This is a genomic window from Arthrobacter sp. ISL-30 (assembly GCF_018613855.1).
Lineage (GTDB): Bacteria > Actinomycetota > Actinomycetes > Actinomycetales > Micrococcaceae > Arthrobacter.
The window spans coordinates 19,369-45,661 of the sequence record NZ_JAGGPK010000003.1 but is presented as its reverse complement, the minus strand read 5'-3'; the positions used below and the strand labels follow the sequence as shown (position 1 = coordinate 45,661).

Below are 26,293 nucleotides of genomic sequence, written 5' to 3'. Positions count from 1 at the left end.
CGTCCGGCGGGCCGGCGGCCTCTCCAGCGGGTCCTGCCGGCGCTCCATTGCCACCCTACTCTAGTGAGAATTGTCCCGAACAGTGACACGATGGACACATGACGGAAAGCAGCGCAGGGGGCATACCCGCGTCCTTCAGTTACGCGGGGCACGGTAGGAATGCGACCATCGGCATCGCTCTCTGCCACGGATTCACCGGCAGCCCCCTGAGCATCATGCCGTGGGCCGAAGCGCTGGCCAGCCGCGGTTTTGCCGTCTCCGTTCCCCTCCTTCCCGGCCACGGTACTGACTGGAAGGACCTGGCCCGAACAGGCTGGAGAGACTGGTACGGCGCTTTCGAAGAGAGCTACCTTGGCCTTTCCGCTACCACCACAAGCTGCTTTGCGGCAGGCCTTTCAATGGGTGGAGCCATGGCCCTGCAGCTCGCTTCAAGGCACCGCGTGGCCGGCGTCGCCGTCGTAAATCCTGCCCTGAGCTTCTATGACCGCAGGGTCCATTTTGTCGGACTGCTGCAGTATGTCATGCCCACCACCACGCCCATCGAGGAACAGAACCCGACGGCCCTGCCCACGAGCGACGGCGACTATGCCCGGACCCCATTGTCCGCCGTCCACGAATTGCGCCAGCTGTTCCGGTCAACCGCCCGCAGGCTGCCGCTCGTGAGCGCCCCGGCCATTGTCTTCAAATCAGCTTCGGACAGCGTGGTTCCGGCAAACTCCCTGGAAAGGATCAAACGGCGGATCGGATCGTCGTCGCTCTCCATTGTTGAGCTTCCCGGGAGCGGCCATGTAGCCACCTTGGATATAGACGCTCCCGCCATCTTTGAACAGTCAGTGAAGTTCTTCCAGGCAAACGCACCCGCCACGGCGGTCTCGAAGCAGTCATGACCAGCGCACCTGATTCCCTGCCCTTCAGCAGCCCCTTCACAGGCGAGGGTCCAAGCATCGGAGTGGTAGTTTCCCATGGCTTCACTGGCAGCCCGCGAAGTGTCCGGCCGTGGGCCGAGTCGTTCGCCCAGGAGGGCTTCGCGGTGCGATTGCCGCTCCTGCCGGGCCACGGGACCACGTGGCAGGACATGGCCACGAGACATTGGCAGGAGTGGCATGCCGCTGTTGACCAGGCCTTCCGGGAGCTCGACGCCGAGTGCGACTTCGTCTTTGTGGCCGGTCTCTCCATGGGAGCTACTCTGGCCCTGCGCCTGGCGGCGACGCGTCCCGTGGCAGGCGCGATCATCGTCAACCCTGGCCTTCTGATCGATGATCCCCGCTCCCGGATCGTCGGCGCCTTGAAGTACGTTCTGAAGTCGACGCCGGCCATCGGGAACGACATCCTCAAACCCGGCCAGGACGAGGGCGCCTATCTCAGGACCCCTGTGGCAGCCGCCCACGAACTGGCCCGGCTCTACCGGGACACGGCCCGGTTGCTGCCTCGGATCACGGCACCGGTCAGGGTGTTTCGCTCGTCGGTGGACCACGTCATCTCGGACGCCAGCATGGCACTGCTGATCAGGAGGCTTACGGGCGCCGAGCTGGAAGTAACATCCCTGGCCAACAGCTACCATGTGGCTACGCTGGATCACGATGCACCGGAAATCTTTGCCGAGTCCGTTCGATTCATTCGGCGCACAATTGCAGGGACGGGACATGACCCCGGGAATGACCCAGGCGCGCCTGCGGTTTCCACTGGGGAGAAGACGAGCCAAGGACAGAGCCAATGAACCGACCCGATTCCAACTCGCCGGATCAAAGCGCGAACCGCGACGACGACGCGGTGTGGCTGGACCTTGTCTCGCGGCTGCAGGCAACCTCGTCCGACACCCGGCAGGAGACTGCAGGGCCGCAATCTCCAAGCCCCCAGTCGCCGGGTTCGCAGCCTCCAAGTCCTCAGCCTCCCGGTTCCCAGCCTCCAAGTCCTCAGCCTCCCGGTTCCCAGCCTCCAAGCGCGCAGTCGCCCACTGCCATTCCGCCTGAACCCGAGAAGGGAACCAAGAGCCTGTTCGGCGATTTCGATCCGTTGGGACTGGCCGGTTCAGCTCCGGTTGAGAAGTCTGCCCGCGAGCGCGGCGAGGATTTGGAGGCGGGACACGGACAGGATGGATCACCTGACGGGCCGAGGGATTATGAAGTAGAGGACGACGGCGGATTCGTCCCGGATGAGCCTCCCAGCCTCGCCGGAGCCGAGCCGATGATGGTCCTGGCCTGGCTTGGTGCCGTGGGCGGACCGATCTCCCTGCTACTGGCTGTGATGTTTTGGCGCACGGCCCCGCTGATGGTGATCCTTGGAATCGTGGCTATTTTCGTAGCGTCGGTGGTCTACCTGATTATGAGGCTTCCGCAGGAGAAGGACGAGAACGACGACGGCGCCCGCGTCTGACGCGTTTCAGCCGCCCGCGCCCTTACCCAGTTCAGCTATGAACCCGGCGACTGACGCGGGAAAGATCCGCCGCACCGATCATGCCCGCCCTGGGCCCCAGTGCGGCAAGGGTGATGCTGGCGGCTGGCCGAAAGCCGCGCCCTGTGAGGTTGCGAGCGAAGGACTTTCGGGCCGGCGCGACCAGGAGTTCGCCTGCGTCGCATAATCCTCCGCCGATCACGAAAGTTCCCGGGTCGAGCGCCGCAGCCAGGTTGGCCAGTCCCAGTCCCAGCCACTCCCCTACGTCCTCGAGGAGTTCCTTCGACGCCGGATCACCGGCCTGGGCCAGCTCGGTTACTGTGATGCCAGTGATGGTTTCTGCGTCGCCATCCACTGCCTTGAGCAGTTCCTGGGCTACGGGAGAATTGGCGCGGGCGAGCTCCCTGGCTTCACGTCCGAGGGCATTGCCGGAAGCATACTGTTCCCAGCAGCCGCGGTTTCCGCACTCGCAGCGGTGGCCTCCGGGAACAATTATCTGGTGTCCGAACTCCCCGGCCACGCCGAAGCGCCCGCGTTCTACCCGCCCGTCCATCACCATGGCGCCGCCGATGCCGGTGCCGAGGGTGATGCACACGAGCCGACTCTCGCCGTGGCCTGCTCCAAATCGCCACTCCGCCCACGCGGCGGCGTCGGCGTCGTTCGTCAAGAGGACCGGCCGCCTGAGAAGCCGTTGAAGGTTCGCGCGGAGCGGCTCATTTCGCCAGGCCAGATGTGGACTGAAGAGGACGGTTCCGCCGTCGAGGTCCATCCAGCCGGCCGCGCCGATTCCCACGGAGCCAATGCGATGCTCCTCGCTCAACTCCCGCACGAGTTCCACAATCACGTGCTCCACTGCCCGCGGGTTGCTTCCAGGAGTCAGCCGCCGGGCTTCACGAAGGACCCTGCCCTCCGCGTCGACAACACCCGCTGCCACCTTTGTGCCGCCGATGTCGACCCCGATGGCCAGGCCCCTGCGACCAAGATGTAGCCTGCCGTCCTTGCGTCGCCCGACCAGGCCTTGGGACGTCCACCCGCGACGTGCCCATCCCTGACTTGGCCAGTCGCGGCCTGCCCAGCCCTGCCCTAACGCGCCGGGCCGTCCAGCTCGTCGCCCTTCCGACCGCAGGGCCTTCAGCGCTGCGGCTGTCTTCCGCCATGAGGCCTGTTCAGTGGCGGACGGCTCATCAGCGGAAGAGTGGCTCATGAAAGCCATCCTATTGGTTTCCCTGGGGCTGTATCGCAGCGAATGCGAGCTGCCGGCAGCATGTCCAAACGGCACCCCGAGTGGCATGGGATCGAGGTTCATCGTAAAGTTACTCGCCAGTAGGTGAACTACGCCACATCAGATCTGACACGGGGTATTAGAGTTAGAGCAGCCCCGTAAAGGTCTGTTGATATCAAAGGAGCTATCGTGCGTGAATTCTCTGTTCCGCCCCTCGTCACCGTTTCCCCCGAAACGAACATCACCGACCTTGTCATCCGGCAGGCAGCCAAGCCGTCCAACCCGGCGGTGTTCTCCACCCTTGACGCCTCCGGGACCTGGCAGCCCATCAGGGCTACCAATTTCCTCACCGATGTGAAGGCGCTGGCCAAGGGGCTGATCGCAAGCGGGGTAGGCCTTGGCGACAGGGTGGGCATCATGTCCAGGACCCGCTACGAGTGGGCACTGGTGGATTTTGCCATCTGGTTCGCCGGAGGCGTGTCTGTTCCCATCTATGAGACATCTTCACCCTCACAGGTAGCCTGGAACCTGGGAGACTCGGGCGCGGTTGCGGCCTTCGGTGAAGCGGCTCACCACGAAGACGTCATCCGGCAGGCCATCGCGGCACAAGGCCTGGAAGCGGTGAGCAATGTCTGGCAACTGGAGAGTGGAGGGCTGGATGTCCTCCGCGAGGCCGGCGAGGGCGTCAGTGACGACGAACTCGAGGCGCGCCGTAGTTCAGCCGGTCTCTCGGACGTCGCCACGATCATCTACACCTCAGGCACCACCGGACGCCCCAAGGGCTGCGAACTGACGCACGGGAATTTCGTGGAGCTGTCCGAAAATGCCCTGGCGATCATCGGCGACGTCGTGAACGAGAACTCCAAGACCATCATGTTCCTGCCGATGGCACATGTCTTTGCCAGGTTCATCTCGGTCCTGGCTGTAGCCGCTGGCGCCCAGGTTGCACATACTCCGGATATCAAGCACCTCCTGCCCGACCTCCAAAGCTTCCAGCCCACCTTCATCCTGGCCGTACCGCGCGTGTTCGAGAAGGTCTACAACTCGGCCCTGACCAAGGCTGAGGACAGCGGGAAGGGAGCGATCTTCCACAAGGCAGTTGACACCGCCATCGAGTTCTCCAAGGCATGCCAATCGGGGTCCATTGGCTTGGGACTGAAACTCAGGCATGCCCTGTTCGACAAGCTTGTGTACGGCAAGCTCCGCCACGCCATGGGCGGCCATGTTTCCCACGCTGTATCAGGCGGAGGGCCGCTGGGTGAGCGGCTGGGCCACTTCTTCCAGGGCATTGGCCTCCAGATCCTCGAAGGCTACGGCCTGACCGAAACTACCGCTCCGGTCTCTGTGAACACCCCGTCGCTGATCAAGATCGGAACCGTGGGCAGGCCGCTTCCCGGCAACTCGGTGAGGATCGCCGACGACGGTGAAATCCTCGTCAAGGGCGTCTGCGTCATGCGGGGCTACTACCGTCGTGAAGACCTCGCCGCCGAGACGTTCGACGACGGCTGGTTCCGTACCGGGGATATCGGCGAGCTCGATGACCAGGGGTTCCTGAAGATCACCGGGCGCAAAAAGGAAATCATCGTCACGGCGGGCGGCAAGAACGTCGTGCCCGCACAGCTGGAGGACCAGATCCGTGCCGATGCCCTGGTCTCCCAGGTGCTCGTGGTCGGAGACAACCGGCCGTTTATCGGCGCGTTGGTCACCTTGGACGAGGAGGCCCTGCCAGGCTGGCTCGAACGGCACGGACTTCCGGGCTCAACCTCTCTTGAGGAAGCCGCGGAAAGCCCCGTCGTCAAGGCAGCGGTCCAGGAGCTCATCAGCAAAGCCAACCAGTCAGTATCGCAGGCTGAAGCCATCAAGTCCTTCCGGATCGTCACTTCCGACTTCACTGAAGCTTCGGGTCACCTGACTCCGTCCATGAAGGTCAAGCGGGCCCAGGTCATGAAGGACTTCAACACGGTGATCGACGAAATGTATTCTGCGCCGCGAGCCCCCCAACCAGGCGCGCAGACGGCCGGCGCGTAACGCCAAGCGTCTGACAACTGGCGTACGACAAAGGGCCTCGGGCAATCGCCCGAGGCCCTTTCTCATCCGCCGGCTGGGAGCCGGCTACTGAATATTTCGATCACTCAACGACGAGCAGCAGATCGCCGCCCTGCACCTGCTCCACGGCAGAGATGGCGAGCCTGGATACAGTGCCGGCGACCGGCGTCGTGATGGACGCTTCCATCTTCATCGCCTCGATAGTGGCTACAGTGTCACCGGCCTTGACCACATCGCCAGCCTTGACGGTTACGGTCACGGCTCCGGCAAACGGGGCTGCGACATGCCCGGGCTTCGAAGGATCAGCCTTCTCGGCGGCCTTGACGTTGCTGACCACGGAGCGGTCGCGTACGACGACGGGACGTGACTGGCCGTTGAGCGTACACATCACTGTGCGCATGCCCTTCTCGTCAGGCTCAGACACCGCTTCAAGGGACGCGATGAGCCGGACGCCCTTCTCCAGTGTGATCACGTGCTCTTCGCCGCGCTGGAAGCCGTACAGGTAGTCGCGAGTATCCAAGACGGAGAGGTTGCCGTACGTTTCGACGCTCCTCAGGTAATCCTTGGTCGGCCCTTCGAAGAGGAGCCTGTTCAGGGTCTGCTGGCGCGTCTTGGAGTCTGCCTTGAGCGCAGCGCTATCCTCCGCACTCAGTTCGACGTCGCGAACCTTGACGCTCCGGCCCTGAAGCGCCTTCGTACGGAACGGCTCCGGCCATCCTCCGGGAGGATCTCCCAGTTCGCCGGAGAGGAAGCCGATAACAGAATCCGGAATGTCATAGTTCTGCGGGTTCTCATTGAAATCGGCGGGATCAGCGTTGAGTCCCACGAGGTGCAGGGCCAGGTCACCCACCACCTTGGACGACGGCGTCACCTTGACCAGGTGGCCGAGGATCCGGTCCGCGGCGGTGTACATGTCCTCGATCGCCTCGAAGCGCTCGCCCAGGCCGAGGGCCATGGCCTGCTGGCGGAGGTTGGACAACTGTCCGCCCGGAATCTCGTGCTGGTATACGCGGCCTGTCGGGCCTGGCAGCCCCGACTCAAAGGGGGCGTAGACACGGCGCACCGCTTCCCAGTAGGGCTCCATGGCGCTTACGTTGGCCAGGCTCAGCCCGGTTTCCCGGGGAGTGTGGGCCAGCGCGGCGACTAGTGCGGAGGCTGAAGGCTGGCTGGTGGTTCCGGCCAGCGAGGCAGCAGCGACGTCGACGGCGTCGACTCCGGCATCCACGGCGGCCAGGAGCGTTGCCAGTTGGCCGCCCGCGGTATCGTGCGTGTGGAGGTGGACCGGCAGGTCGAACCGCTCGCGCAGGGCACCGACCAGCTTGGCTGCGGCCGCCGGCCGAAGCAGGCCTGCCATGTCCTTGATGGCCAGGATGTGGGCACCGGCGTCGACGATCTTCTGCGCCAACTCCAGGTAGTAGTCCAGCGTGTAGAGCTTTTCCTCCGGGTCCAGCATGTCGCCGGTGTAGCAGAGGGCAACCTCGGCGACGGCGGTACCCGTTGCCCGGACAGCCCGGATAGCCGGTGCCATCTGGTTGACGTCGTTCAGGGCGTCGAAGATGCGGAAGATGTCGATTCCCGTTGCGGCCGCTTCATTCACGAACGCCTCGGTGACCTCCTCCGGGTACGGTGTGTAGCCCACGGTGTTGCGTCCACGCAGCAGCATTTGCAGGCAGATGTTCGGCAGGGCCTTGCGCAGGGCCGCAAGGCGGTCCCAAGGGTCCTCGCCGAGGAACCGGAGGGCGACGTCGTAAGTGGCACCGCCCCACGCCTCTACGGAGAGCAACTGCGGCATGAGCGATGACACGGCCGGGCCCGCGGCAACGAGGTCGCGGGTACGGACGCGGGTGGCCAGGAGGGACTGGTGGGCATCCCGGAAGGTGGTGTCCGTGACGGCGACGGCATTCTGCTCACGCAGCGCCTTGGCGAATCCCTCGGGACCTAGTTCAAGCAGCTTCTGCCTGGATCCTGCGGGAGCAAGCGCGCCGTCTACGGCGGGCAGCTTGGCGGCGGGATCGGACAGGACCTTGAGCTCGCCGTTCGGCTTGTTGACGGTGACGTCGGCAAGCCAGGTGAGGAGTTTGGTGCCGCGGTCTGCGGAGACGCGTGACTTCAGCAGCTCGGGCCGTTCATCGATGAAGGAGGTGGCCACGTTGCCGGCCACGAAGTCCTCGTCGTCCAGCACGGCCTGCAGGAAGGAGATGTTGGTGGAGACACCACGGATACGGAACTCTGCCAGGGCGCGGCGGGCACGGGCGACGGCGGCAGGATAGTCGCGTCCACGGCATGTCAGCTTGACCAGCATGGAGTCAAAGTGGGGGCTGATCTCGGCACCCGAGTAGACCGTACCGCCGTCGAGCCGCACTCCGGCACCGCCGGCCGAGCGGTAGCCGGTGATCTTTCCGACGTCTGGCCGGAAGCCGTTGGCGGGATCTTCCGTGGTGATCCGGCACTGAAGGGCCGCGCCCTTCACGAAAACCGAGTCCTGGCTGAGCCCAAGATCCGCAAGGGTCTCGCCCGAGGCGATACGCAGCTGGGCCTGCACGAGGTCGACGTCGGTCACTTCCTCCGTTACGGTGTGCTCCACCTGAATGCGCGGGTTCATTTCAATGAACACATGTTGCCCGGCCCGTTCACCGACCGTGTCCACGAGGAACTCTACTGTGCCGGCATTGACGTAGTTCAGCGCCTTGGCGAACTTTACGGCGTCGCGGAACAGGGCCTGCCGGATGCCTTCGTCAAGGTTCGGCGCAGGCGCGATCTCCACGACCTTCTGATGGCGCCGCTGGATGGAACAGTCACGCTCGAACAGGTGAATTACGTTGCCCTCTGCATCAGCGAGGATCTGGACCTCGATGTGCCGGGGACGAAGGACTGCCTGCTCCAGGAACATGGTGGGATCGCCGAAGGCGGCGTCCGCTTCGCGCATGGCGGCCTGCAGGGCCTCCGGCAGTGCCTCGCGGGTATCCACCCGGCGCATGCCACGGCCACCGCCGCCAGCCACGGCCTTGGCAAAGATCGGGAATCCGATCTCATCCGCGGCGGCAATCAGCTCATCCAGGTCTTTCGACGGCGCGCTGGACTTCAGGACCGGAACCCCGGCCGTGCGGGCAGCTTCGAGGGCAGCCACCTTGTTTCCGGCAAGCTCAAGGACTTCGGCGGGAGGACCCACGAAGGTAATTCCGGCCGCCTTGGCCGCTCGCGCCAGGTCCGGGTTCTCCGAAAGGAAGCCGTAGCCGGGGTAGATGGCGTCTGCCCCGGACTCCTTGGCGACACGGACAACCTCATCCACGTTGAGGTACGCACGGACTGGATGGCCTTCCTCGCCGATCAGATACGCCTCATCTGCCTTCTGGCGGTGGATCGAGTTACGGTCCTCATGCGGAAAAACGGCAACGGTCTTAGCGCCTAGCTCATAGCTGGCACGGAAGGCCCTGATCGCGATTTCGCCGCGGTTGGCCACCAGAATCTTGGAAAACATACTTCTCCTGCATCATTGCGGGTGTATCGGTAGGTGGTCACAGTGTGTAAGACAGCTCGCATCAAATACAAATCATTGTGGCTACCGTCACAGATTGGGATGTCATGTCCAGTGTACTTTCAGGATTGAGCTTCGCGCCCTGAAGATTGGCGTCAGCACCGGGGCCACGGCCGGATGAGGCAGGTTTCGCCGCCAGGTCAACATATGATGTTGAAGGGCGGCGGAGAGGCCCCGTGCCTGAGCAGCGGCCAGGCATCGAGTACCGCAATACACGGCAACCGGCGTTAGGTTTTGGGTTTTCAAGTGCAAGTAGTCAGCATCAGCAGCCTCAAAGGCGGTGTCGGAAAGACATCGGTAACAACAGGACTGGCCTCTGCGGCCCTGGCGGCGGGAATTCCGACATTGGTGGTGGACCTTGATCCGCATGCCGATGCCACCACCGCACTGGGTGTGCAGTCAGGCGACCAGCTCGATATAGGCCGCATGCTGAAGGCCCCCCGAAAGGCGAAACTCTCCGAAAACGTCCTCAGCAGCGGCTGGGTGAATACAGCTGCGGTCAATGGCCACGGGCGCCCCGTCCTGGACGTTGCTGTCGGGTCCGCCTACACGGGAATCTATGATCGGCCTGATCTCGGCAGGCGCGACCTTCGCCGCTTGTCTGCTGTGCTGGCAGACGCCAAGGGTTATGAACTCGTGCTGGTAGACTGCCCGCCGTCCCTCAACGGACTGACCCGTATAGCCTGGAGCGCCAGCGACCGCGTGGTCCTCGTGGCCGAGCCTGGCCTCTTCTCAGTTGCCGGCACGGAACGGACCATGCGGGCCATCCAGCTCTTCCGCGAGGAGTTCGCACCGAACCTCACACCGGCCGGCATTGTCGCCAACAGGGTGCGTTCCGGTTCCACTGAGCACGCTTTCCGACTGGCCGAAATGGAGTCTATGTTCGGGGATCTTCTTCTGGCACCCTCGATTCCCGAACAGGCCAACTGGCAGCAGATCCAAGGAGCGGCCCACGCGGTCCACCAGTGGCCTGGCGACTCAGCGAAGAATGCGGCCCGGCTGTACGACCGCCTGCTTGAGAACATGCTTGCGGCTCCGGCCGGGCTCAGGGACCGCAGGCAGCGCTAGAGCGTAATCGGCTGCTCTATATAGAGCCACAGGGGCAGCGCCGGATCAACAGGCTGCGCCAAGGAAACCGGCCGCCCGGAAAGCTCAGCTGATGCGGCGGGCAACCCGTCGCTTGCTCAGCTCGTCGCCGGGAAAGGATTGTTCCGCCGCGTGTTCGCTTGGGAGTTCAGCCAGGCTGCCCTCAACCTCACGCCAGACCCTGCCCACCGCGATGCCGAAGACACCTTGGCCCCCTTGGACAAGATCGATGACTTCATCGGCAGAGGTGCACTCATAGACACTCGCACCGTCACTCATCAGGGTGATTTGGGCGAGATCCTCCACACCGCGTTCACGCAGGTGCTCCACGGCGGTGCGGATCTGCTGAAGGGAAACGCCGGTATCAAGCAGGCGTTTTACGACCTTCAGGACCAGGATGTCGCGGAAGCCGTATAGCCGCTGCGACCCGGATCCGGCTGCTCCACGCACCGCAGGCTCCACAAGCCCGGTGCGGGCCCAATAGTCCAGCTGCCGGTAAGTGATCCCCGCAGCCTTGCACGCTGTGGGTCCGCGATAACCGGCGTCCTCGTCCAGGACCGGAAGGTCCTCCGTGAAGAGGAGGCCTTGGGCACCGCTTGCGGGCTTGGCAACACCTGCCGTAGAGGCATGCTTTAGCTCGCCTGCTTCGCCTTTCGGACTCACGTGAACCCTCCTTGTCGTAAGTTCCCGCTGGGGAGGTGCAGGCAACAGCTTTCACGGGTTAAAAACCAGCCGTGTAATTTCAGCAGCGTCCGCACATTCCAGTGTGACTTGCGCAGCTGTTGCACGCAATGGGAACTTGATACTTCGACGTTAGGCCCGCGAGGCCCCAAGGTCAAAGATGCTTGGCTCGAAATCGGGGCGTGTCGAAACTTTCAGCCTCAACTTTAACCTTAACGTGACCTAGCCGTCGAAGTCTTCGGGCTCAACGTCATCGAGGAATTCACGGAAACGGCGTAGTTCGCGTTCCTCATCCACAACCGGTCCCGGTTCAGCCTCTTCGCCTTCATCATGCTCAGTGATTCGGACACCGGCCTCTTCCATCACGGCATCGGCACACCAGATTCGGCACTTTGCCCGCAGTGCCAGGGCCAGCGCGTCCGAGGCCCGGGAACTCACCACCGTGCCGTCGTCGAACTGCAACTGGCCGTAGAAGATGTTGTCCTCAACCGCCACGATGTTCACGCTGATAATAGCGTGGCCCAGCGCCTCCACGACGTCTACGAGGAGATCGTGTGTCATCGGGCGGGGCGGCACAACGCCTTGCTGGGCAAGTGCGATTGCACTTGCCTCAGGAGTTCCGATCCAGATCGGAACATGCCGTTCGCCATGCATCTCCTTGAGGAGAACCAGCGGCTGGTTTGACGGCAGTTCGATCCGTACGCCGACAATCTCTACTTCGATCATGACGATTCCATGCGGGAGATACGGTCCTGGACCAGCGCCCGGTGAAGGCTGAGGCACAGGTCACTGATTTCGCGGGCAGCTTCAGCTGCCCGGGACTGCGAGGCGGCATCCTTGCGTGACATCAAAGGCGCCACCGCCCGCTCAACAAGCCCGAATTCGCGTTCAGCCGCTGCCTGAAAGGGACGCAGGTGGCGAGGCTCCAGGCCATGGCTCTCCAGCTGGACGCACGCGCGTGCGACCTGCAGGGCATGTTCGTCGAACTGCCCCCCGACGTGACTGATCAGGCCGAAGCTTAGTAGCGACTGCAGAAGCGGGACACTTGCCCCCGATTCGGCACGCAACTGTTCTTCAGACAAGGCCCGGGCCCTGCCTTGGAGCTCGGCGGCCAGTTCGTCGGAAACAATCCGGGGGGACACAGTAACTCCCGGTGGAAGATTATCGGGACGTTCTCCCCTGTCAATGGCGTCCAGATAGTCCTTGATGACCTTCAGGGGAAGGTACTGGTCCCGCTGGAGGGCAAGGACAAAGCGCAATCTCTCGACGTCGCTCTCTGAGTATTGGCGATACCCCGCGGGAGTACGTTTGGGATTGATCAGTCCCTTCTCTTCGAGGAACCTGATTTTAGACGCGCTCATGTTGGGAAAGTCGTCGCTCAACTGGGCGAGCACTTCCCCGATGTTGAGGACCAGAGGTCCGCGTCGTTCCGGCTGGGCCATTGCCACAGGCAGCTACCCCGTCAGCCCTGGCCTGCTGCACGTGCAGGGCTCAGGTAGTACGTGAGGCGGAACTTGCCGATCTGGACCTCGTTGCCGTTCCTCAGCCGGACGTTGTCCACGCGATCCTGATTCACATAGGTGCCGTTCAGGCTCCCGGTGTCTACCACCTCGAAGCCCGAGGGCGTACGGCGGAACTCCACATGTTTCCGCGACACGGTGACGTCATCCAGGAAGATGTCGGCGTCTGGATGGCGACCGGCCGTTGTGATGTCAGAGTCGAGCAGGAATCGCGCGCCGGCGTTCGGGCCGCTGTGGGCGATGAGCAGGGCCGATCCCGGGGGAAGGGCCTCAACAGCAGCCATCTCCTCGCGGGAGAGCCGTGGCGGGATAGTTGGTTCTTCCCGGATAGGGGTGAGGTTGATCGAGGTGGTCTCCGAAGCCGGCCGTTCCGCTTCACCGGACCCGCCGCTGGTCTGGTTCTGTCCGCCGCCAACCATGGATTCCTCCTCATCCGCCGCAGTAATCCCCGACTGCCGCTCACACCTGCCCGATTCCGCCGGGCCCAACGGTTCCTGGCCCGCCGCTGCGGCTATCCCACGGTGGGGAAAGCCGGACTGGCGGGCCGAGTATCTTTAGCCTACCTGTTGTTCGTACTCGGACGCACTGAGGAGCGAATCCACCGCGTCGGGCTCTGCCAACTTGACTTCGATTAGCCAGCCGTCGCCGTAAGGATCGGAATTAATGAGAGAAGGATCGGTGTCCAGCGCGTCGTTACGCGCAATAACTTCGCCACTGACCGGAGCATAAATGTCGCTGACGCTCTTGGTGGATTCAACCTCCCCAACAACGTCATTTCCCTTGATTTCGGTACCGGCTTCCGGCATTTGTGCATATACGACGTCGCCAAGTGCGTCCTGGGCGAAGTCGGTGATGCCCACGCGAACGATACCGTCGGCATTTGGCGCAGATACCCATTCGTGTTCGGCCGTGTAGGACAGTTCTTCGGGAATGTTGCTCATCGCTCGCCTTTCATCGGGACGGTCAAAGACCTCGACGGCGGCCCCGGGATCCGGCCACCGCTGAAAGTATAGGCACATCCATCCCTTCAGCAGGGGGGTGTCTGGAATGATTGGCACATGACCGATTCCGGCCAGCCTGGAATGCCGCCCAAGGAGGCTGATCATGCCCGAACTGCCTGAAGTCACGGCCTTGGCGAGTTTTCTTGATGAGCACCTTGCAGGTGCCGAAGTCACCAAACTGCAGATTGGTGCTTTTTTTGCCCTCAAGACCGCCGAGCCCCCATACACCGCCCTCACCGGCCGGATCGTGGACTCCGTGTGGTGCCGCGGAAAATTCGTCGTAATTTCCACCGTTCCAGACCGGCAGGAGGATGGCCCGGAAGACTCCCGAAGTAACGGCAATGAACGCCTGCACCTCATGTTCCACCTGGCCAAGGCAGGCTGGGTGCACTATTACGACGAACTTCCCCAGACCAAGTTGAAGTCAGGCAAGGTCCTCATCGATGCCCGGGTGGGCTTCAGGAAGGATGGCCGCGAGCTTGGGTTCGACCTGACCGAAGCGGGAACCTGGAAGAGACTGGCCATTTACGTCGTTCGGTCCCCGGAAGACGTTCCGGCAGTGGCGGAACTCGGTCCCGAGCCGCTCGATTCCGCATTCGATCTTGAAACCTTCAGCAAACTGCTCACTCATCGCCAGCAGATCAAGGGAGTGCTGCGCAACCAAAAGATGATCGCAGGAATCGGAAATGCCTATAGCGACGAGATCCTCCATGTGGCGAAGCTGTCCCCCTTCGCGCTTGCCTCATCGCTGGAGCCTGAGGAAGTGGAGCGGCTCTACGCCGCCCTCCGCGCAACCTTGATGGACGCCATCCGCGAAGCCAGCGGGAAACCACCGTCAGAGCTGAAGGACTCCAAGCGTTCATCCATGCGCGTCCATGGCCGCACCGGGGAAGCGTGCCCCGTTTGCGGCGACACGGTCCAGGAGGTCTCCTTTTCCGACAGCTCCTTGCAGTACTGCCCCACGTGCCAGACGGGAGGCAAGCTGCTGGCAGACCGCAGGACCTCAAAATTCCTGAAATAGGAGGGCAGGATGCTGAGGATCAGCGCACGGCGGCGTTTTCCCCAAGGGCCTGCTCTGTTGCAGAATGCTCCGATACAGCTTCGACGTCGACGGTCGCGGCCGCCGCTGTTTCCGTCACTCCCCCGTTCCGGCTACTGCTCTTGACGACGGCGGAGGCAGCCACGAGCATCACTGCCAGCGCCGCGGCGGTGATGATTGCGCCGGCCCAGATCGGGGAGGTGTATCCCAGGCCCATGCTGATGGTGAGGCCGCCGACCCAGGCGCCCATTGCATTGCCGAGGTTGAACGCTCCAATGTTGGCGCCGGAGGCAAGCGTCGGTGCGGAGCAGGCGAATTTCATGACGCGCGTCTGGAGTCCGGGCACGGTGGCAAAGCCGAAGCCGCCCATCAGGGCCAGGGAGAAGACGGTTGCGACAGGGCTTGTTGCGGTCAGGGCGAAGAAGATCAGCACCACAACCAGTCCGGCGAGGATGATCACAAGGGATTTGTCCAGGGCACGGTCAGCGCCCTTGCCCCCGGCGAAGTTGCCCACGAAAAGGCCCGCGCCGAAGAGGACGAGCAGCCAAGGTACCAGACCGGCGTCGAAGCCTGAGACCTCGGTCAGGGTGAAGGCAATATAGGTGAACGCGCCGAACATTCCACCAAAGCCGAGGATGGTCACAATAATCGAGAGCCAGATCTGGCCGGACGCAAAGGCGCCCAGTTCTGTGCGGAGCCCGCCCGACGGAGCCGCAGCGGCGGTGGAAGGCACCAGGAAAGCGATACCAAGTAGCGCGATCACGCCGATGACGGTAATGGCCCAGAACGTGGACCGCCAGCCGAGGTTCTGTCCCAGGAAGGTGCCAAACGGAACGCCCAGCACATTGGCTGCCGTGAGGCCCGTAAACATGATCGCGATGGCGCCTGCCTTCTTGTGGGCCGGGACCAGGCTGGCAGCAACCACGGAGCCGATTCCGAAGAAGGCTCCGTGGCACAGGGCTGCAATGACGCGACCGAGAAGCATTGCAGCATAGGAATCAGCAATGGCCGAGAGGAAGTTTCCGGCAATGAACAGGACGAGCAGTGCCATCAGCACCGGTTTCCTGGGAAGGCTGGTCACCGCGGCGGTTACAAGGAGCGCACCCACAACAACGCTCAGCGCATAGCCGGAAATAAACCAGCCGGCCGCGGCTTCGTTGACAGCGAAATCCGCGGCGACTTCCGGCAAAAGGCCCATGATGACGAACTCGGTCAGGCCGATCCCGAAACCACCAATAGCCAAGGCAAGCAATCCTGCAGGCATGTGGAACTCCTTAGAACATAGGGATGTAAAACATCGAACGGTCCTGCTCATTGGAAGTACGACTGCGAGGACCGTAGAATATAGTTGCAGACGCTGTATATATAGTTGCATGCGCCGGGTAATTGCGCAAACAGCTATAGCGCGTCTGCAACTAATTCACGATTTGAAGGAGCGGGAAAGAGCATGGGCATCAAGGACGACGCCGTCGAAATACGTGCCCAAGGATGGCGCACGCTAGCAGCCTTGCATGGCCGTATTGAGGCTGAACTGGAGAAGGCCCTTCAATCGGCCGCGGAATTGTCGGTAGTGGAGTACACCGTCCTTGACGCACTGAGCCGGCAGGACGGCTGGCACATGCGCATGCAGCAACTGGCCCGGGCCACCGCCCTGTCAAGCAGCGCGACGACGCGCCTGGTCAACCGGCTAGAGGACCGGGGACTGCTTACGCGCGTCCTGTGTGCCGACGACCGCCGGGGAATCTATACAGAACTGACGGCGGCAGGAGAAAAGCTGCTGCTCTCGGCCCGCCCTGTCCACGATGCGACACTGGCGCAGTCACTGGCTGAGGCTGAAGAAGTTCCGGAGCTGGAACCCCTGGTCAAGGCGTTGGGTGCCCTCCAGCACGCCTAAGGTTTGAAATACAAAAAACCCCGCCGCTTCCGGTGAAGGAAGCGGCGGGGTTTCTTTGTTGGTCGGGCTGACAGGATTTGAACCTGCGACCCCTTGACCCCCAGTCAAGTGCGCTACCAAGCTGCGCTACAGCCCGTCAGTTCCGCCGTTCTCCGCCAAGGATTCATTCTCAGTTTCCCTAAGCAGTCCGGCCGAACCACCTCCAAAAGCTTACACGATGTTGGAGGCTGTCAATGACAACTTGGAGGATGTCGTTTGTGAAGCGCGTCGCAATCAGCGCTTCTTGCCGCGCTTCTCCCGGACACGCATGCTGACCTCAATCGGGGTTCCCTCGAAGCCGAAGGTTTCGCGCAGGCGGCGGGTGATGAATCGGCGGTAGCCGGGGTCCAGGAAGCCTGTCGTAAACAGAACGAACTTGGGCGGACGGCTGGAGGCCTGGGTGCCGAACAGGATGCGGGGCTGCTTGCCGCCTCGAACCGGGTGCGGGTGGGCGGCCACGAGTTCGCCGAGGAACGCGTTGAGGCGCCCGGTAGCTATCCGCTTGTCCCAGCCTTCAAGTGCCTTGTCCAGCGCGGGAACCAGGCGATCCTTGTGCCAGCCGGTCTTAGCTGAGATATTGACGCGCGGAGCCCAATCGACGTGCGCCAGGTCCTGCTCGATTTCACGCTCAAGGTACCGGCGGCGCTCATCGTCTAGGAGGTCCCATTTGTTGAAGGCCAGGACCAGCGCCCGGCCGGATTCGATAGCCAGCTGAAGGATGCGGACGTCCTGTTCGCTGAGGACCTCATCTACAGCGAGCAGTACGACGGCGACCTCCGCCTTCTCCAGCGCGGCCTGCGTGCGCAGGGAAGCGTAGAAGTCCGCGCCCTGTGCCATGTGCTGGCGACGACGGATACCCGCGGTGTCCACGAAGCGCCAAGTGCGCCCGCCGAGCTCGATGAACTCGTCGACGGGGTCGCGCGTGGTTCCGGCGAGGGGATCCACCACAACCCTCTCCGTTCCGGCAAGCTTGTTCAACAGTGAGGATTTGCCGACATTCGGACGGCCGATGAGGGCCACGCGTCGCGGGCCACCGGAGCGCTCGATTGTCTCAACATTGGAGAATTCAGGCAGGACGTCCATGACATGGTCCAAAAGGTCAGCGACGCCACGGCCATGAAGGGCGGACACGGGGTACGGCTCACCGAAGCCAAGGCCCCAAAGAGCTGCCGAATCGGCTTCCTGGGCGAAATCGTCCACCTTGTTGGCCACCATAATGACCGGCTTCTTGCTCTTGCGGAGCATCTTCATGACGCCTTCGTCAGTGGCGGTAGCCCCTACTGCGGAGTCGACAACGAAGAGCACGGCGTCGGCCAGTTCAACAGCCATTTCGGCCTGTTCGGCAACGCGGGCGTGGATGCCCCTGGCGTCGTGTTCCCAGCCGCCAGTATCTACCAGGGTGAAGTTCCGGCCGTTCCAGCGGGCTGAATACATGACACGGTCTCGTGTGACGCCGGGAGTATCCTCCACAACGGCCTCACGGCGTCCCAGGATGCGGTTCACCAGCGTAGATTTACCCACGTTGGGACGGCCGATGATGGCCAGGACGGGGTCGAGCTTGAGCGGCCCGGCCTCGCCTTCGTCGTCGTAATGTCCGTCCAGCAGCGCCGCATCGTCTTCGTCGAGGTCGTAGTCCTCAAGTCCTGCCCGCAGGGAGGCAGCGCGAAGTTCGGCTTCCTCATCGTCCAGGGCGGCAAGGTTCTCCGCCACCTGGTCCGTGCCGGTGGGCGTGTATTCGTCTTCGCCAGCCCCGGTGTTGCCGGATTTTTGAGTCGTATCGCTCATTGCACTTTCCTTAGTGGTGGTCTGCCGGCGTTCCGGCTACTTCTGTATGGCGTTCTTGTGGCTGTCCGCCGCCTGTTGCCGGAACCGACGGCAGCGCCTGTCGAGTCAAGCTGACCGCGTCCTGGATGTGGCTCGCCAAGGCCTTGCGGATTTCATCGGCCGCCCTGTCCATTGAAACACGGCCCGACTCGCCGGTTCGGCGGCCGACTGCCAGGGACGGGCCGAAGCTGACGTGGAATCTTCTGCCCAGCGGCGGGAGCGCGTCACGGTGCTCTTCCCCGCTCCGGGTACCAAGGATGGCCACGGGAACCACCTGTGCCCCTGAATTCAAGGCCAGCCAGGCGACGCCGCTGCTAATGGCTCCGGCGGTCCCGCTCCCCCGTGTTCCCTCGGGCAGGATCCCCACGCAACGTCCGGCGTCGAGCAGTTTCTTCCCCATGTGCAGGGCTGCCCTGTCCCCTGACCGGTCCACGGCGATCTGGCCTGACGCCCGCAGGACCCGTCCGAGGAAACCGCGGAACATTTCCTTTTTGACCAGGATGTGCATGCTCCGGGGCGCAACTCCGAACATCACAGGACCATCCAGGAGGCTGATGTGGTTGGCGGCGAAGATTACCGGGCCGCCGGTGGGAATATTGGCTTTACCTGTCACTGACGTCCGGTAGGCGACATTGGCAAGCAGCCAGCCAACTAGGCGACTCCAGGCCATTGTCCATGCCCCGGGCACTATCGAGCCGAGCGACCGGGCGGCCCTGGCCTCAGTCACCGTAAATGACCTTGCCCACAATCGTGAGGGCAGCCCCCACCGTCTCCTCGAAGTCAAGGTCCGAAGAATCGAGGATGACCACTCCGTCTGCGGCCTGGGTGAAGTTCACCACCGTGGAGTCCTTGGCGTCGCGGCCAGTGACCTGTTCTGCCAGCTGGTCGGCGCTTTGGGTACCGCCCAGCTGGAGGCCCCGGCGTCGCAGCCGTGCCTCTTCGCTTGCGGTCAGGAGCATCCGTACCTCGGCTCCGGGGGCCACGACGGTGGTAATGTCCCGGCCCTCGACCACCATGCGCCGGTGGTGCTGGTCGATGAGCTGCCGCTGACGGCGGATAAGTTCTGTGCGCGCACCTAGCGTGGTAGCTACGGAGCTGACAGCCTCTGAAATCCGTGGCTTGCGGATCTCCTCGGTGATATCGGTGCCGTTGACGGCCACGTACTCGGTGGCCGCAGCCGTGCTGATTTCCAACGGCATAATCTCGGAGGCCTGTTCCACGGCAGCGCTGTCTGTCAGGTCGATACCATGCTCGAGGCAATACCAGGTCAAGGCGCGGTACATAGCTCCAGTGTCCAGATAGGCAAGCTTGAGGCGCAGCGCCACTTCCTTGCTCACACTGGATTTGCCCGATCCCGAGGGTCCGTCGATGGCGATCACCAGGGGTTTGCCGGGGCGGACCACTTGCTCCGGGCCAAAGAGTTTATGCGTCATTACTGCAGTACCCGCCATCCACGATCGCTGAGGGCTTCTACGAGGAGGTCGTGCTTGTTTGGCAGGACGGAGAGCTCCACCATGCCCACATTCTGTCCGGAAGAATGGTCAAGGCGCAGGTCTTCGACGTTCACCCCTATTTCCCCTATTTCGGTGAGCAAGCGGGCGATCTGCCCAGGCTTGTCGTCAACCAGTACCGTCAACCACGAATAGGCCTGGGGCGGACCACCGTGCTTGCCGGGAATCCTCGCCTGGCCCGCATTGCCCTCACTAATGAGCTGGGCAAGGTCCAGCCGCGCCCCCGGAGCCAGTGGGTCTTCCAGGGTTCCGATGAGCCGGTCGAGGTCCTCGCGAACACCGTAAAGGATCTTTACTACTCGGTCCGCATTGCCGCCAAGGATCTGTACCCACAAGGTGGGGTCGCTTGCCGCGATGCGGGTCACGTCGCGGAGGCCGTTGCCGGCCAGTGACAACGCATTCAGCGGGGTGCCTTGCAGCCGGCTGGCCAGCAGCGAAGACATCACCTGTGGCAGGTGGGAAACCAGGGCGACGGCTTCATCATGCTCTTCGGCACTGAACTGGGAAACAAGCGCGCCAAGGTCCCCGGCCAGTGAACGCGCCGTTTGGAGCGCCTCAGGACCGGTGTCCTCGGAAGGGCACAGCACCCACGGCATGGACGTGAAGAGCTCCCCGCGGGCAGCCACCGGTCCGGACTTTTCCCGCCCGGCCATAGGGTGCGTGCCGACATAACGGGAAAGGTCCACGCCGCGTTTGCGGAGTTCGGACTGAATGGCCAGCTTGACGCTCGCAATGTCCACGACGACGGCGGACGGGTAGTTCCGCAGCGCGCCCTCCACGACGTCGGCCGTAACATCCGGCGGCGCGGCAACAACGACGAGCTGGGGCTGTTCGCTGCCCAGCTCGTCAAGGGGCCGGCCGGCGCCAATGTCCACCGCTACCGCCTGGTTGGTAGGCGAGGGATCGGACAAGTACACCGGTACACCCCGTCCGCGCAGCCCAAGGCCAATGCTTGCGCCGAGCAGGCCCGTGCCGAGGACTACCACGGGACCGTTCAGGTGGCCACGACCGTGTGAGGAGAATGCCGCCATGGTTACAGCCCTACGGATGCCAGGAGGTGGCCGACTTCCTGCCTGCCGAGGTTACGGATACTGCCCTGGCGCTGGTCACCCAGGCCGATGGGCCCCACCTTGACGCGGACGAGCCGCTGCACGGGGAAGCCGACGGCGTCGAACATGCGGCGGACAATCCGGTTCTTCCCGGAGTGCAGCACAACCTCGATCAGGACGTGGCCTGGCGTAGAGTCCACGAGCCGGAAGGAATCCACGGAGGCGAGGCCGTCCTCCAGTTCGACGCCGGACTTCAGCTGGGCGCCGATTCCCTGCGGGAACGGCCCGCGGACCTGCACGAGGTAGGTCTTCGGAACTTCGTAGGACGGGTGGGTAAGCCGGTTGGCCAGCTCGCCGTCGTTAGTCAGGAGCAGGAGGCCTTCGGTGGCGACGTCGAGCCGACCGACGTGGAAGAGGCGTTCGCCCTTGTTCTTAAGGAAATCGCTGATGCATGGGCGGCCTTCCGGGTCTTCCATGGTGGACACAACGCCCTTGGGCTTGTTGAAGACCATGTAGACGAGGGTTTCGTCCAGCTGGATACGGATGCCGTCCACGTGGATGACGGCAGTCTGGGGATCGACGCGCATGCCGAGTTCAGTGGTCACTTGCCCGTTGACCTCGACCCGGCCCTCGAGGATCATCTCTTCGCAGACGCGTCGGGATGCGACGCCGGCCTGCGCCATGACTTTCTGCAGGCGGACGCCGTCGACGTCGTGCTGTTCCGACTGCGCGACGTCTCGCCGTGACGCGCGGGTCGGCCTGCGGACGGGTCCCAAGTTCTGGCCGAAGCGTTCGCTGCCAAAGGCACGCGATCCGTACTGCTTCTTGTTTCCGGGCTTGGGTTTGGGCTTGAGTGCACCTGGTGTGCCGGGCGCCTTGCCGGCACCGGGCTTGTTGGACCCGGGTTTGCGCGGCTTTCCGGTCTTGGGGTCGCCGGCTCGGCCGAAGCGATCCTCGCGGCCTCCGCTGCGGGCCGCCGTCGTAGGGTTGTCCGGATCGAACGGGCGCTCTTCACGCGGACGCGAGGGCTTGAAGGGGCGGTCCCCCCTTCCTGAGCCGGCACCCTGGGAGAAGCTCCGTTTGCCGGCTCCGCCGGAATCCTGCCGGCTGCTGCGGCCTGCGCTGCCGCGGCCGTCTGCCTCATTGCGTCCGGAACCATTGCGTCCCGAACCGTTACGTGGTGAACCCTGGCGTCCCGCCTGTGTCATGACCCGTCCTTTAAAATGCTGCCTGGCAAGTGTTGTCCCATGACAACCTTATCCAGCTATCCGTTTTCTATTGTTCTCTTGAGTTGCGGCCGCAGCGGATGAAACCCTACATCCGCCCGGCGTCGTAGAACTCCTCGATGCCTTCCAGTCCTGGCAGGTGCGGGGACAGCCTTGGCAGCTCGTCGACGGAGCCAAGACCCATCCGCTCGAGAAAATAGGACGTGGTCCGGTACAGGATTGCACCTGATTCCGGGTCCGTTCCCGCATCCTCGATCAAGCCTCGCTGGGTCAAGGTCCGGACCACCGAATCCACGTTCACGCCCCGGATTGCCGACACTCGCGCCCGTGAGACGGGCTGACGGTAGGCAACGACAGCCAATGTCTCCAGGGCTGCCTGCGTTAGCCTGGCGGTCTGGCCTTCAAGGACAAACTTCCCTACGACGTCGGCAAACTCGGCCCTCGAGTAGATCCGCCACCCTCCGGCCACGTTCCGTAACTCAAAACCCCGGGGTGCGACGCTTGGTGCGGCAGTGCCGACTGCGTCCACGTCCGGGGCTTTAACAGTATAGCCGTCATAGTCCTGCCGCAGCGCCACCAGCAACTCCTCCACCACTTCAACGGTGAGGCCGAGGCCTGCGGCGAGCTCGTCAGACGTAGCAGGTTCGTCGATCACCATTAGCACGGCTTCCAGCGCCGCCCGCGCATTACTGATGTTCATAGCTGCTCCTCCCCCGGCACATGCGCAAGTTCCCCCGGGGTGCCTGTGCCTGGATAGTCTTCGTAGTCTTCGCTCAGCTTGCCACTGTTCCACCCGGTTTCGGAGCCGGTCCAGCGCACAGTGAGCTCCCCGAGCGGGCTGACCTGGTCGAAGGCCACTACACGGTCCCGGAACAGCTCCAGCAGTGCCAGGAACCGAGCCACGACCACCAGGGTGTTTTCCGCGTCGGCGATCAGGGCGCGGAAGGACAGACGCCGTCCCTGCTGGAGGCGGAGACCCAGGATCTCGGCCTGTTCCTTGACGCTGACCGCCGGGGCGTGAAGGTGGGCGAGGCCCACCTGGGGTAGCGTGTTGTCCTTGGGCACGAGGGCACGAGCGGCCAATTCAGCAAACTGCTCGGGACTGTGACGCCACACGAGTTCCGGAAGGAGCGCGGCGAGGTGCCCTTCCAGGGCGACCTGGCGGGGAAAACGCCGGGCCTCAAGGTCGAGGGTGTCGCCCATGATGCCGGCAACCTGCTTGAAGGCCTTGTATTGCAGGAGCCTTGCGAAGAGAAGGTCCCTGGCCTCGAGCAGTGCGATGTCCTCGTCGTCTTCGACCTCGCCTGCGGGCAGGAGCCTGGCCGCCTTTAGGTCCAGCAGGGTCGCGGCGATCACCAGGAATTCGCTGGCTTCGTCGAGGGCCCACTCTTCGCCCAGTTCCTGCAGCCGCCGGATGTATTTGATGAATTCGTCGGTGACAGTGGCCAGGGCCACTTCTGTGATGTCGAGTTGGTGCTTGGAAATCAGGCCCAGCAGGAGGTCGAAGGGGCCTGTGAAGTTGGCCAGCCGAACTTCGAAGCCGGACTTACCGCCGCCGGATTCCGCAAGCGGCTCGGCAGGATCTGCCACGGCAGCGGCTAAGGAGCGCCGCCGCGCGAAATGAGCTCCTTGGCCAGCCGGCGGTAGGCCTCGGCGCCGACGTGCGTACTCGCGTAGCTCGTGATGGGTTCGGCGGCGACCGTGGCGTCGGCGAACTTGATGGACCGCTTGATGACGGTTTCGAAGACCTTGTCGCCGAAGGCTTCGACAAGCCTTGCGATGACCTCCCTGCTGTGCAGGGTTCGGGCGTCATACATGGTGGCCAGAACGCCGTCCACTTGCAGCCGCGGGTTCAGGCGATCCTGGACCTTGTCGATGGTTTCCACAAGCAGCGCTACCGCCCGGAGGGCGAAGAATTCACAAATCAGCGGAATGATGACCCCATGTGCCGCTGTCAGGGCATTGACGGTGAGCAGGCCAAGGGAGGGCTGGCAGTCGATCAGCACGACGTCGTAATCGTCCTCGACGCTCTTGAGCGCACGGTCAAGCACCTGTTCGCGTGCGACCTCGTTGACCAGTTGCACCTCTGCCGCGGAGAGATCGATGTTGGCCGGTAGCAGGTCCACATTTTCGACGCCGGTTCCTTGGATGGCGTGGCGAATGTCCACCTTCCGGTCCATCAGGACGTTGTAGACCGTAAGGTCCAATTCGTGGGGGTTGGTGCCGAGTCCCGCCGACAACGCCCCTTGCGGATCAAAGTCAACGAGGAGTACCCGACGGCCATACTCCGCAAGCGCAGCCGCAAGGTTGATCGTGGAAGTGGTCTTGCCGACTCCGCCCTTTTGGTTGACCATCGCAATGACGCGGGCCGGACCATGCGAAGACAAGGGCGCCGGCTCGGGAAATTCGCGGAGCGGGCGGCCTGTTGGACCCATGATGGCGTCGTCCAGATCCAGTTCCGTTCCCTCGAGAGTTGCTGAACCCCGTTCGCTGCTCACGTATCTATCCACACTTTCGATGACGGTGATTTTCTGCCGCTGGCTGATCAGCTTCAGCGCTTCTTCCACCCTAGGCTACAGCGCCCGACACGGCATTTCGGGGAACTTGACTTTGTCCGCCATTTGAGCCTTTACCTTCTAGTTTAAGTCGAAGGTTAGCCCCGACACACGTCCTATAAATGCAGCAGGGCCGGCACCCTTACGGATGCCGGCCCTGCTGCATTTATAGGACACTCGATCTGTCAGCAGATGCAACCAGGAAGGCTAGACGGCTGCCTTTTCCAGTTCCTGCTCCTGCGGAGCGTGGTCGTGGTGGGCGATCATGGTCTGCTCGTCGAAGGGCTCCTGGCCCGACAGGACGCGCCGCACCTGGCCGCCGTCGATTTCCTTGACCCAGGTGCCGATGAGCACCGTGGCCACTGCGTTTCCGGTGAAGTTGGTCAGTGCGCGGGCTTCGGACATAAAGCGGTCGATGCCTACGATCATGCCTACGCCGCCCAGCAGCTCCGGCTTGTGTGCCTGGAGGCCTGCCGCAAGGGTGGCCAGTCCGGCACCGGTGACGCCGGCTGCACCCTTGGAGGCGATGATCATGAAGACCAGCAGCGAAATCTGGGCGCCGAGGTCCAGCGGGGTTCCCATCGCGTTGGCGACGAAGAGGGAAGCCATGGTCAGGTAGATGGCCGTGCCGTCCAGGTTGAAGGAGTATCCGGTGGGGACCGTTACGCCGACGACGGGCTTGGAGACACCCAGGTGCTCCATCTTGGCGATGAGGCGCGGCAGGGCAGCTTCGGAAGAAGAGGTGGAGAAGATGAGGAGGTACTCACGGGCCAAGTACTTCATGAGCTTGAAGATATTGACTCCGGCCACAGTCTGCAGGAGGCCACCCAGGATGACCACGATGAAGAGTGCGCAGGTCACGTAGAACGCTGCCATGAGGGTGAACATGCTCAGGATGGCGGCGGGGCCGGTTGCGCCAACGACGGCGGCAATGGCACCGAATGCGCCCACCGGAGCGAGCCACATGATCATGATGAGGATACGGAAAACCAGTGCCTGCCCGTGGCCGATGGCCTTGAGGATCGGCGCGCCCTGCTTGCCCATCCGCTGCAGCGCGAAGCCAACGAGGATTGCGGCGAGGAGTGTAGGCAGGACCGGAATGTCACCGGGGATGATGCCAAGCAGGAAGGAAACGGTGCTGTCTACTTCCGCCTTCTTGTTCGGGTCGTAGGGCGCCAGCTTCAGGCCGTCACCCGGATGGATCAGGTTGCCGACTACCAGGCCGATGGCGAGGGCGAAGGTTGACATGAGCAGGAAGTAGCCGAGGGCGAGGCCGCCGACCTTTCCGACGGTGGCCGCCTTGGCGATCGAGCCGATGCCGAGGACGATGGTGCAGAAGATGACCGGAGCGATCATCATCTTGATGAGCTTGATGAAGCCGTCACCAAGTGGCTTGAGCGACTTGCCGACCTCGGGGAACATCAGTCCGATCAGGGCTCCGAGAACCACGGCGGCGATGACTGCGATGTACAAGTAGTGCGACTTGTCGAGCCCCTTGCGTGCACCGGTGGCCGGTGCGGCCGACTCTCCTCTTTGAGAGGTCATGGGTTTACTCCTTTGGATACTCTGTAAGGCGCTGCGGTCCTGCTTCTACAGCCACGTCGCCGGTTGATGTGATATCCATCATTGGGCACCAAGTGACATGCATCACCGTTGCGTTCATATTGGTCATTG

The 26,293-nt window shown here is 63.1% G+C and carries 24 protein-coding genes and 1 tRNA gene; 7 read left to right on the top strand and 18 right to left on the bottom strand.

The genetic code is table 11. The features are described 5' to 3' along the window. The first annotated feature begins 98 nt into the window (after window positions 1–98). The 3 genes from J7E82_RS00530 to J7E82_RS00520 are packed head-to-tail and all read left to right on the top strand — an operon-like array spanning window position 99 to window position 2,373. On the top strand, window positions 99–887 hold the full coding sequence (locus tag J7E82_RS00530) for a carboxylesterase (RefSeq protein WP_214859313.1): 789 nt from the start codon (window positions 99–101) through the stop codon (window positions 885–887). Beyond that, the gene (locus J7E82_RS00525; protein WP_214859311.1) at window positions 884–1,717 is read left to right on the top strand and encodes a carboxylesterase; all 834 of its coding nucleotides are present in this window, start codon (window positions 884–886) and stop codon (window positions 1,715–1,717) included. The genes J7E82_RS00530 and J7E82_RS00525 overlap by 4 nt, the downstream gene beginning before the upstream one ends. Next, the gene (locus tag J7E82_RS00520) at window positions 1,714–2,373 is read left to right on the top strand and encodes a hypothetical protein (protein ID WP_214859309.1); all 660 of its coding nucleotides are present in this window, start codon (window positions 1,714–1,716) and stop codon (window positions 2,371–2,373) included. The genes J7E82_RS00525 and J7E82_RS00520 overlap by 4 nt, the downstream gene beginning before the upstream one ends. Window positions 2,374–2,404: 31 nt before the next feature. Here J7E82_RS00520 and J7E82_RS00515 read toward each other — a convergent pair whose 3' ends face one another. After that, on the bottom strand, window positions 2,405–3,595 hold the full coding sequence (locus J7E82_RS00515) for an ROK family glucokinase (RefSeq protein ID WP_251041255.1): 1,191 nt from the start codon (window positions 3,593–3,595) through the stop codon (window positions 2,405–2,407). Window positions 3,596–3,802: 207 nt separating this feature from the next. On the opposite strand from J7E82_RS00515, the gene J7E82_RS00510 reads away from it, so the two are divergent. Beyond that, a complete protein-coding gene (locus tag J7E82_RS00510; protein WP_214859307.1) occupies window positions 3,803–5,641 on the top strand; it encodes a long-chain fatty acid--CoA ligase in 1,839 nt (612 codons plus the stop codon). A 100-nt stretch (window positions 5,642–5,741) separates the two neighbouring features. On the opposite strand, the gene J7E82_RS00505 is transcribed toward J7E82_RS00510, so the two are convergent. Further along, complete coding sequence (locus tag J7E82_RS00505) at window positions 5,742–9,137, bottom strand: pyruvate carboxylase (protein WP_214859306.1); 3,396 nt, start codon at window positions 9,135–9,137, stop codon at window positions 5,742–5,744. A 303-nt stretch (window positions 9,138–9,440) separates the two neighbouring features. Here J7E82_RS00505 and J7E82_RS00500 point away from each other — a divergent pair, with 303 nt between their 5' ends. Further along, window positions 9,441–10,262 (top strand): ParA family protein, encoded by an 822-nt coding sequence (locus tag J7E82_RS00500; protein WP_214859305.1) that lies wholly within the window; start codon window positions 9,441–9,443, stop codon window positions 10,260–10,262. Between the two features lie 84 nt (window positions 10,263–10,346). Here the strand turns inward: J7E82_RS00500 and J7E82_RS00495 are convergent, their stop codons facing one another. From J7E82_RS00495 to gcvH, 5 genes are all read right to left on the bottom strand, one after another. Continuing rightward, window positions 10,347–10,943 (bottom strand): MerR family transcriptional regulator, encoded by a 597-nt coding sequence (locus tag J7E82_RS00495; protein WP_214859304.1) that lies wholly within the window; start codon window positions 10,941–10,943, stop codon window positions 10,347–10,349. A gap of 240 nt (window positions 10,944–11,183) precedes the next feature. After that, window positions 11,184–11,687 carry a bifunctional nuclease family protein gene (locus tag J7E82_RS00490; RefSeq protein WP_214859303.1) on the bottom strand — a complete coding sequence of 168 codons (504 nt, stop codon included), beginning with the start codon at window positions 11,685–11,687 and terminating at the stop codon, window positions 11,184–11,186. Then, window positions 11,684–12,403 carry a MerR family transcriptional regulator gene (locus J7E82_RS00485; protein ID WP_214859301.1) on the bottom strand — a complete coding sequence of 240 codons (720 nt, stop codon included), beginning with the start codon at window positions 12,401–12,403 and terminating at the stop codon, window positions 11,684–11,686. The genes J7E82_RS00490 and J7E82_RS00485 overlap by 4 nt, the downstream gene beginning before the upstream one ends. 20 nt (window positions 12,404–12,423) lie before the next feature. Beyond that, window positions 12,424–12,900 carry an FHA domain-containing protein gene (locus tag J7E82_RS00480; RefSeq protein WP_214859294.1) on the bottom strand — a complete coding sequence of 159 codons (477 nt, stop codon included), beginning with the start codon at window positions 12,898–12,900 and terminating at the stop codon, window positions 12,424–12,426. Window positions 12,901–13,035: 135 nt separating this feature from the next. Further along, window positions 13,036–13,422, bottom strand: a complete 387-nt coding sequence (gcvH, locus tag J7E82_RS00475; RefSeq protein ID WP_214859292.1) for a glycine cleavage system protein GcvH — start codon at window positions 13,420–13,422, stop codon at window positions 13,036–13,038. Window positions 13,423–13,585: 163 nt separating this feature from the next. Between gcvH and J7E82_RS00470 the strand changes: the two genes are divergently transcribed. Then, on the top strand, window positions 13,586–14,503 hold the full coding sequence (locus J7E82_RS00470; RefSeq protein ID WP_214859290.1) for a DNA-formamidopyrimidine glycosylase family protein: 918 nt from the start codon (window positions 13,586–13,588) through the stop codon (window positions 14,501–14,503). Window positions 14,504–14,522: 19 nt separating this feature from the next. On the opposite strand, the gene J7E82_RS00465 is transcribed toward J7E82_RS00470, so the two are convergent. Beyond that, window positions 14,523–15,785, bottom strand: coding sequence for an MFS transporter (locus J7E82_RS00465; RefSeq protein WP_214859289.1), 1,263 nt, complete (start codon window positions 15,783–15,785; stop codon window positions 14,523–14,525). Between the two features lie 183 nt (window positions 15,786–15,968). Here J7E82_RS00465 and J7E82_RS00460 point away from each other — a divergent pair, with 183 nt between their 5' ends. Next, window positions 15,969–16,415, top strand: a complete 447-nt coding sequence (locus J7E82_RS00460) for a MarR family winged helix-turn-helix transcriptional regulator (protein ID WP_214859288.1) — start codon at window positions 15,969–15,971, stop codon at window positions 16,413–16,415. 59 nt (window positions 16,416–16,474) lie between these two features. Here the strand turns inward: J7E82_RS00460 and J7E82_RS00455 are convergent. The 10 genes from J7E82_RS00455 to J7E82_RS00410 all read right to left on the bottom strand — a co-directional run bounded on the left by J7E82_RS00455 (window position 16,475) and on the right by J7E82_RS00410 (window position 26,164). Then, window positions 16,475–16,551: transfer RNA gene (locus tag J7E82_RS00455), tRNA-Pro, on the bottom strand. A 137-nt stretch (window positions 16,552–16,688) separates the two neighbouring features. Continuing rightward, a complete protein-coding gene (gene der / locus J7E82_RS00450; RefSeq protein ID WP_214859287.1) occupies window positions 16,689–18,239 on the bottom strand; it encodes a ribosome biogenesis GTPase Der in 1,551 nt (516 codons plus the stop codon). Between the two features lie 10 nt (window positions 18,240–18,249). After that, a complete protein-coding gene (locus tag J7E82_RS00445; RefSeq protein ID WP_214859606.1) occupies window positions 18,250–18,948 on the bottom strand; it encodes a 1-acyl-sn-glycerol-3-phosphate acyltransferase in 699 nt (232 codons plus the stop codon). 49 nt (window positions 18,949–18,997) lie between these two features. Continuing rightward, window positions 18,998–19,711 (bottom strand): (d)CMP kinase, encoded by a 714-nt coding sequence (gene cmk / locus J7E82_RS00440; RefSeq protein WP_214859286.1) that lies wholly within the window; start codon window positions 19,709–19,711, stop codon window positions 18,998–19,000. Then, window positions 19,711–20,820, bottom strand: coding sequence for a prephenate dehydrogenase (locus tag J7E82_RS00435; protein WP_214859285.1), 1,110 nt, complete (start codon window positions 20,818–20,820; stop codon window positions 19,711–19,713). Before J7E82_RS00435 ends, cmk begins: the two co-directional genes overlap by 1 nt. 2 nt (window positions 20,821–20,822) lie before the next feature. After that, a complete protein-coding gene (locus J7E82_RS00430) occupies window positions 20,823–22,046 on the bottom strand; it encodes a pseudouridine synthase (protein WP_214859283.1) in 1,224 nt (407 codons plus the stop codon). Window positions 22,047–22,152: 106 nt separating this feature from the next. Beyond that, window positions 22,153–22,764 carry an SMC-Scp complex subunit ScpB gene (locus J7E82_RS00425; RefSeq protein ID WP_214859282.1) on the bottom strand — a complete coding sequence of 204 codons (612 nt, stop codon included), beginning with the start codon at window positions 22,762–22,764 and terminating at the stop codon, window positions 22,153–22,155. Next, a complete protein-coding gene (locus tag J7E82_RS00420) occupies window positions 22,761–23,654 on the bottom strand; it encodes a ScpA family protein (protein WP_214859280.1) in 894 nt (297 codons plus the stop codon). The genes J7E82_RS00425 and J7E82_RS00420 overlap by 4 nt, the downstream gene beginning before the upstream one ends. A gap of 8 nt (window positions 23,655–23,662) precedes the next feature. Further along, window positions 23,663–24,562 carry a ParA family protein gene (locus tag J7E82_RS00415; protein WP_214859278.1) on the bottom strand — a complete coding sequence of 300 codons (900 nt, stop codon included), beginning with the start codon at window positions 24,560–24,562 and terminating at the stop codon, window positions 23,663–23,665. A 264-nt stretch (window positions 24,563–24,826) separates the two neighbouring features. Then, window positions 24,827–26,164, bottom strand: a complete 1,338-nt coding sequence (locus tag J7E82_RS00410; protein ID WP_214859276.1) for a cation:dicarboxylate symporter family transporter — start codon at window positions 26,162–26,164, stop codon at window positions 24,827–24,829. Window positions 26,165–26,293: the final 129 nt, after the last annotated feature.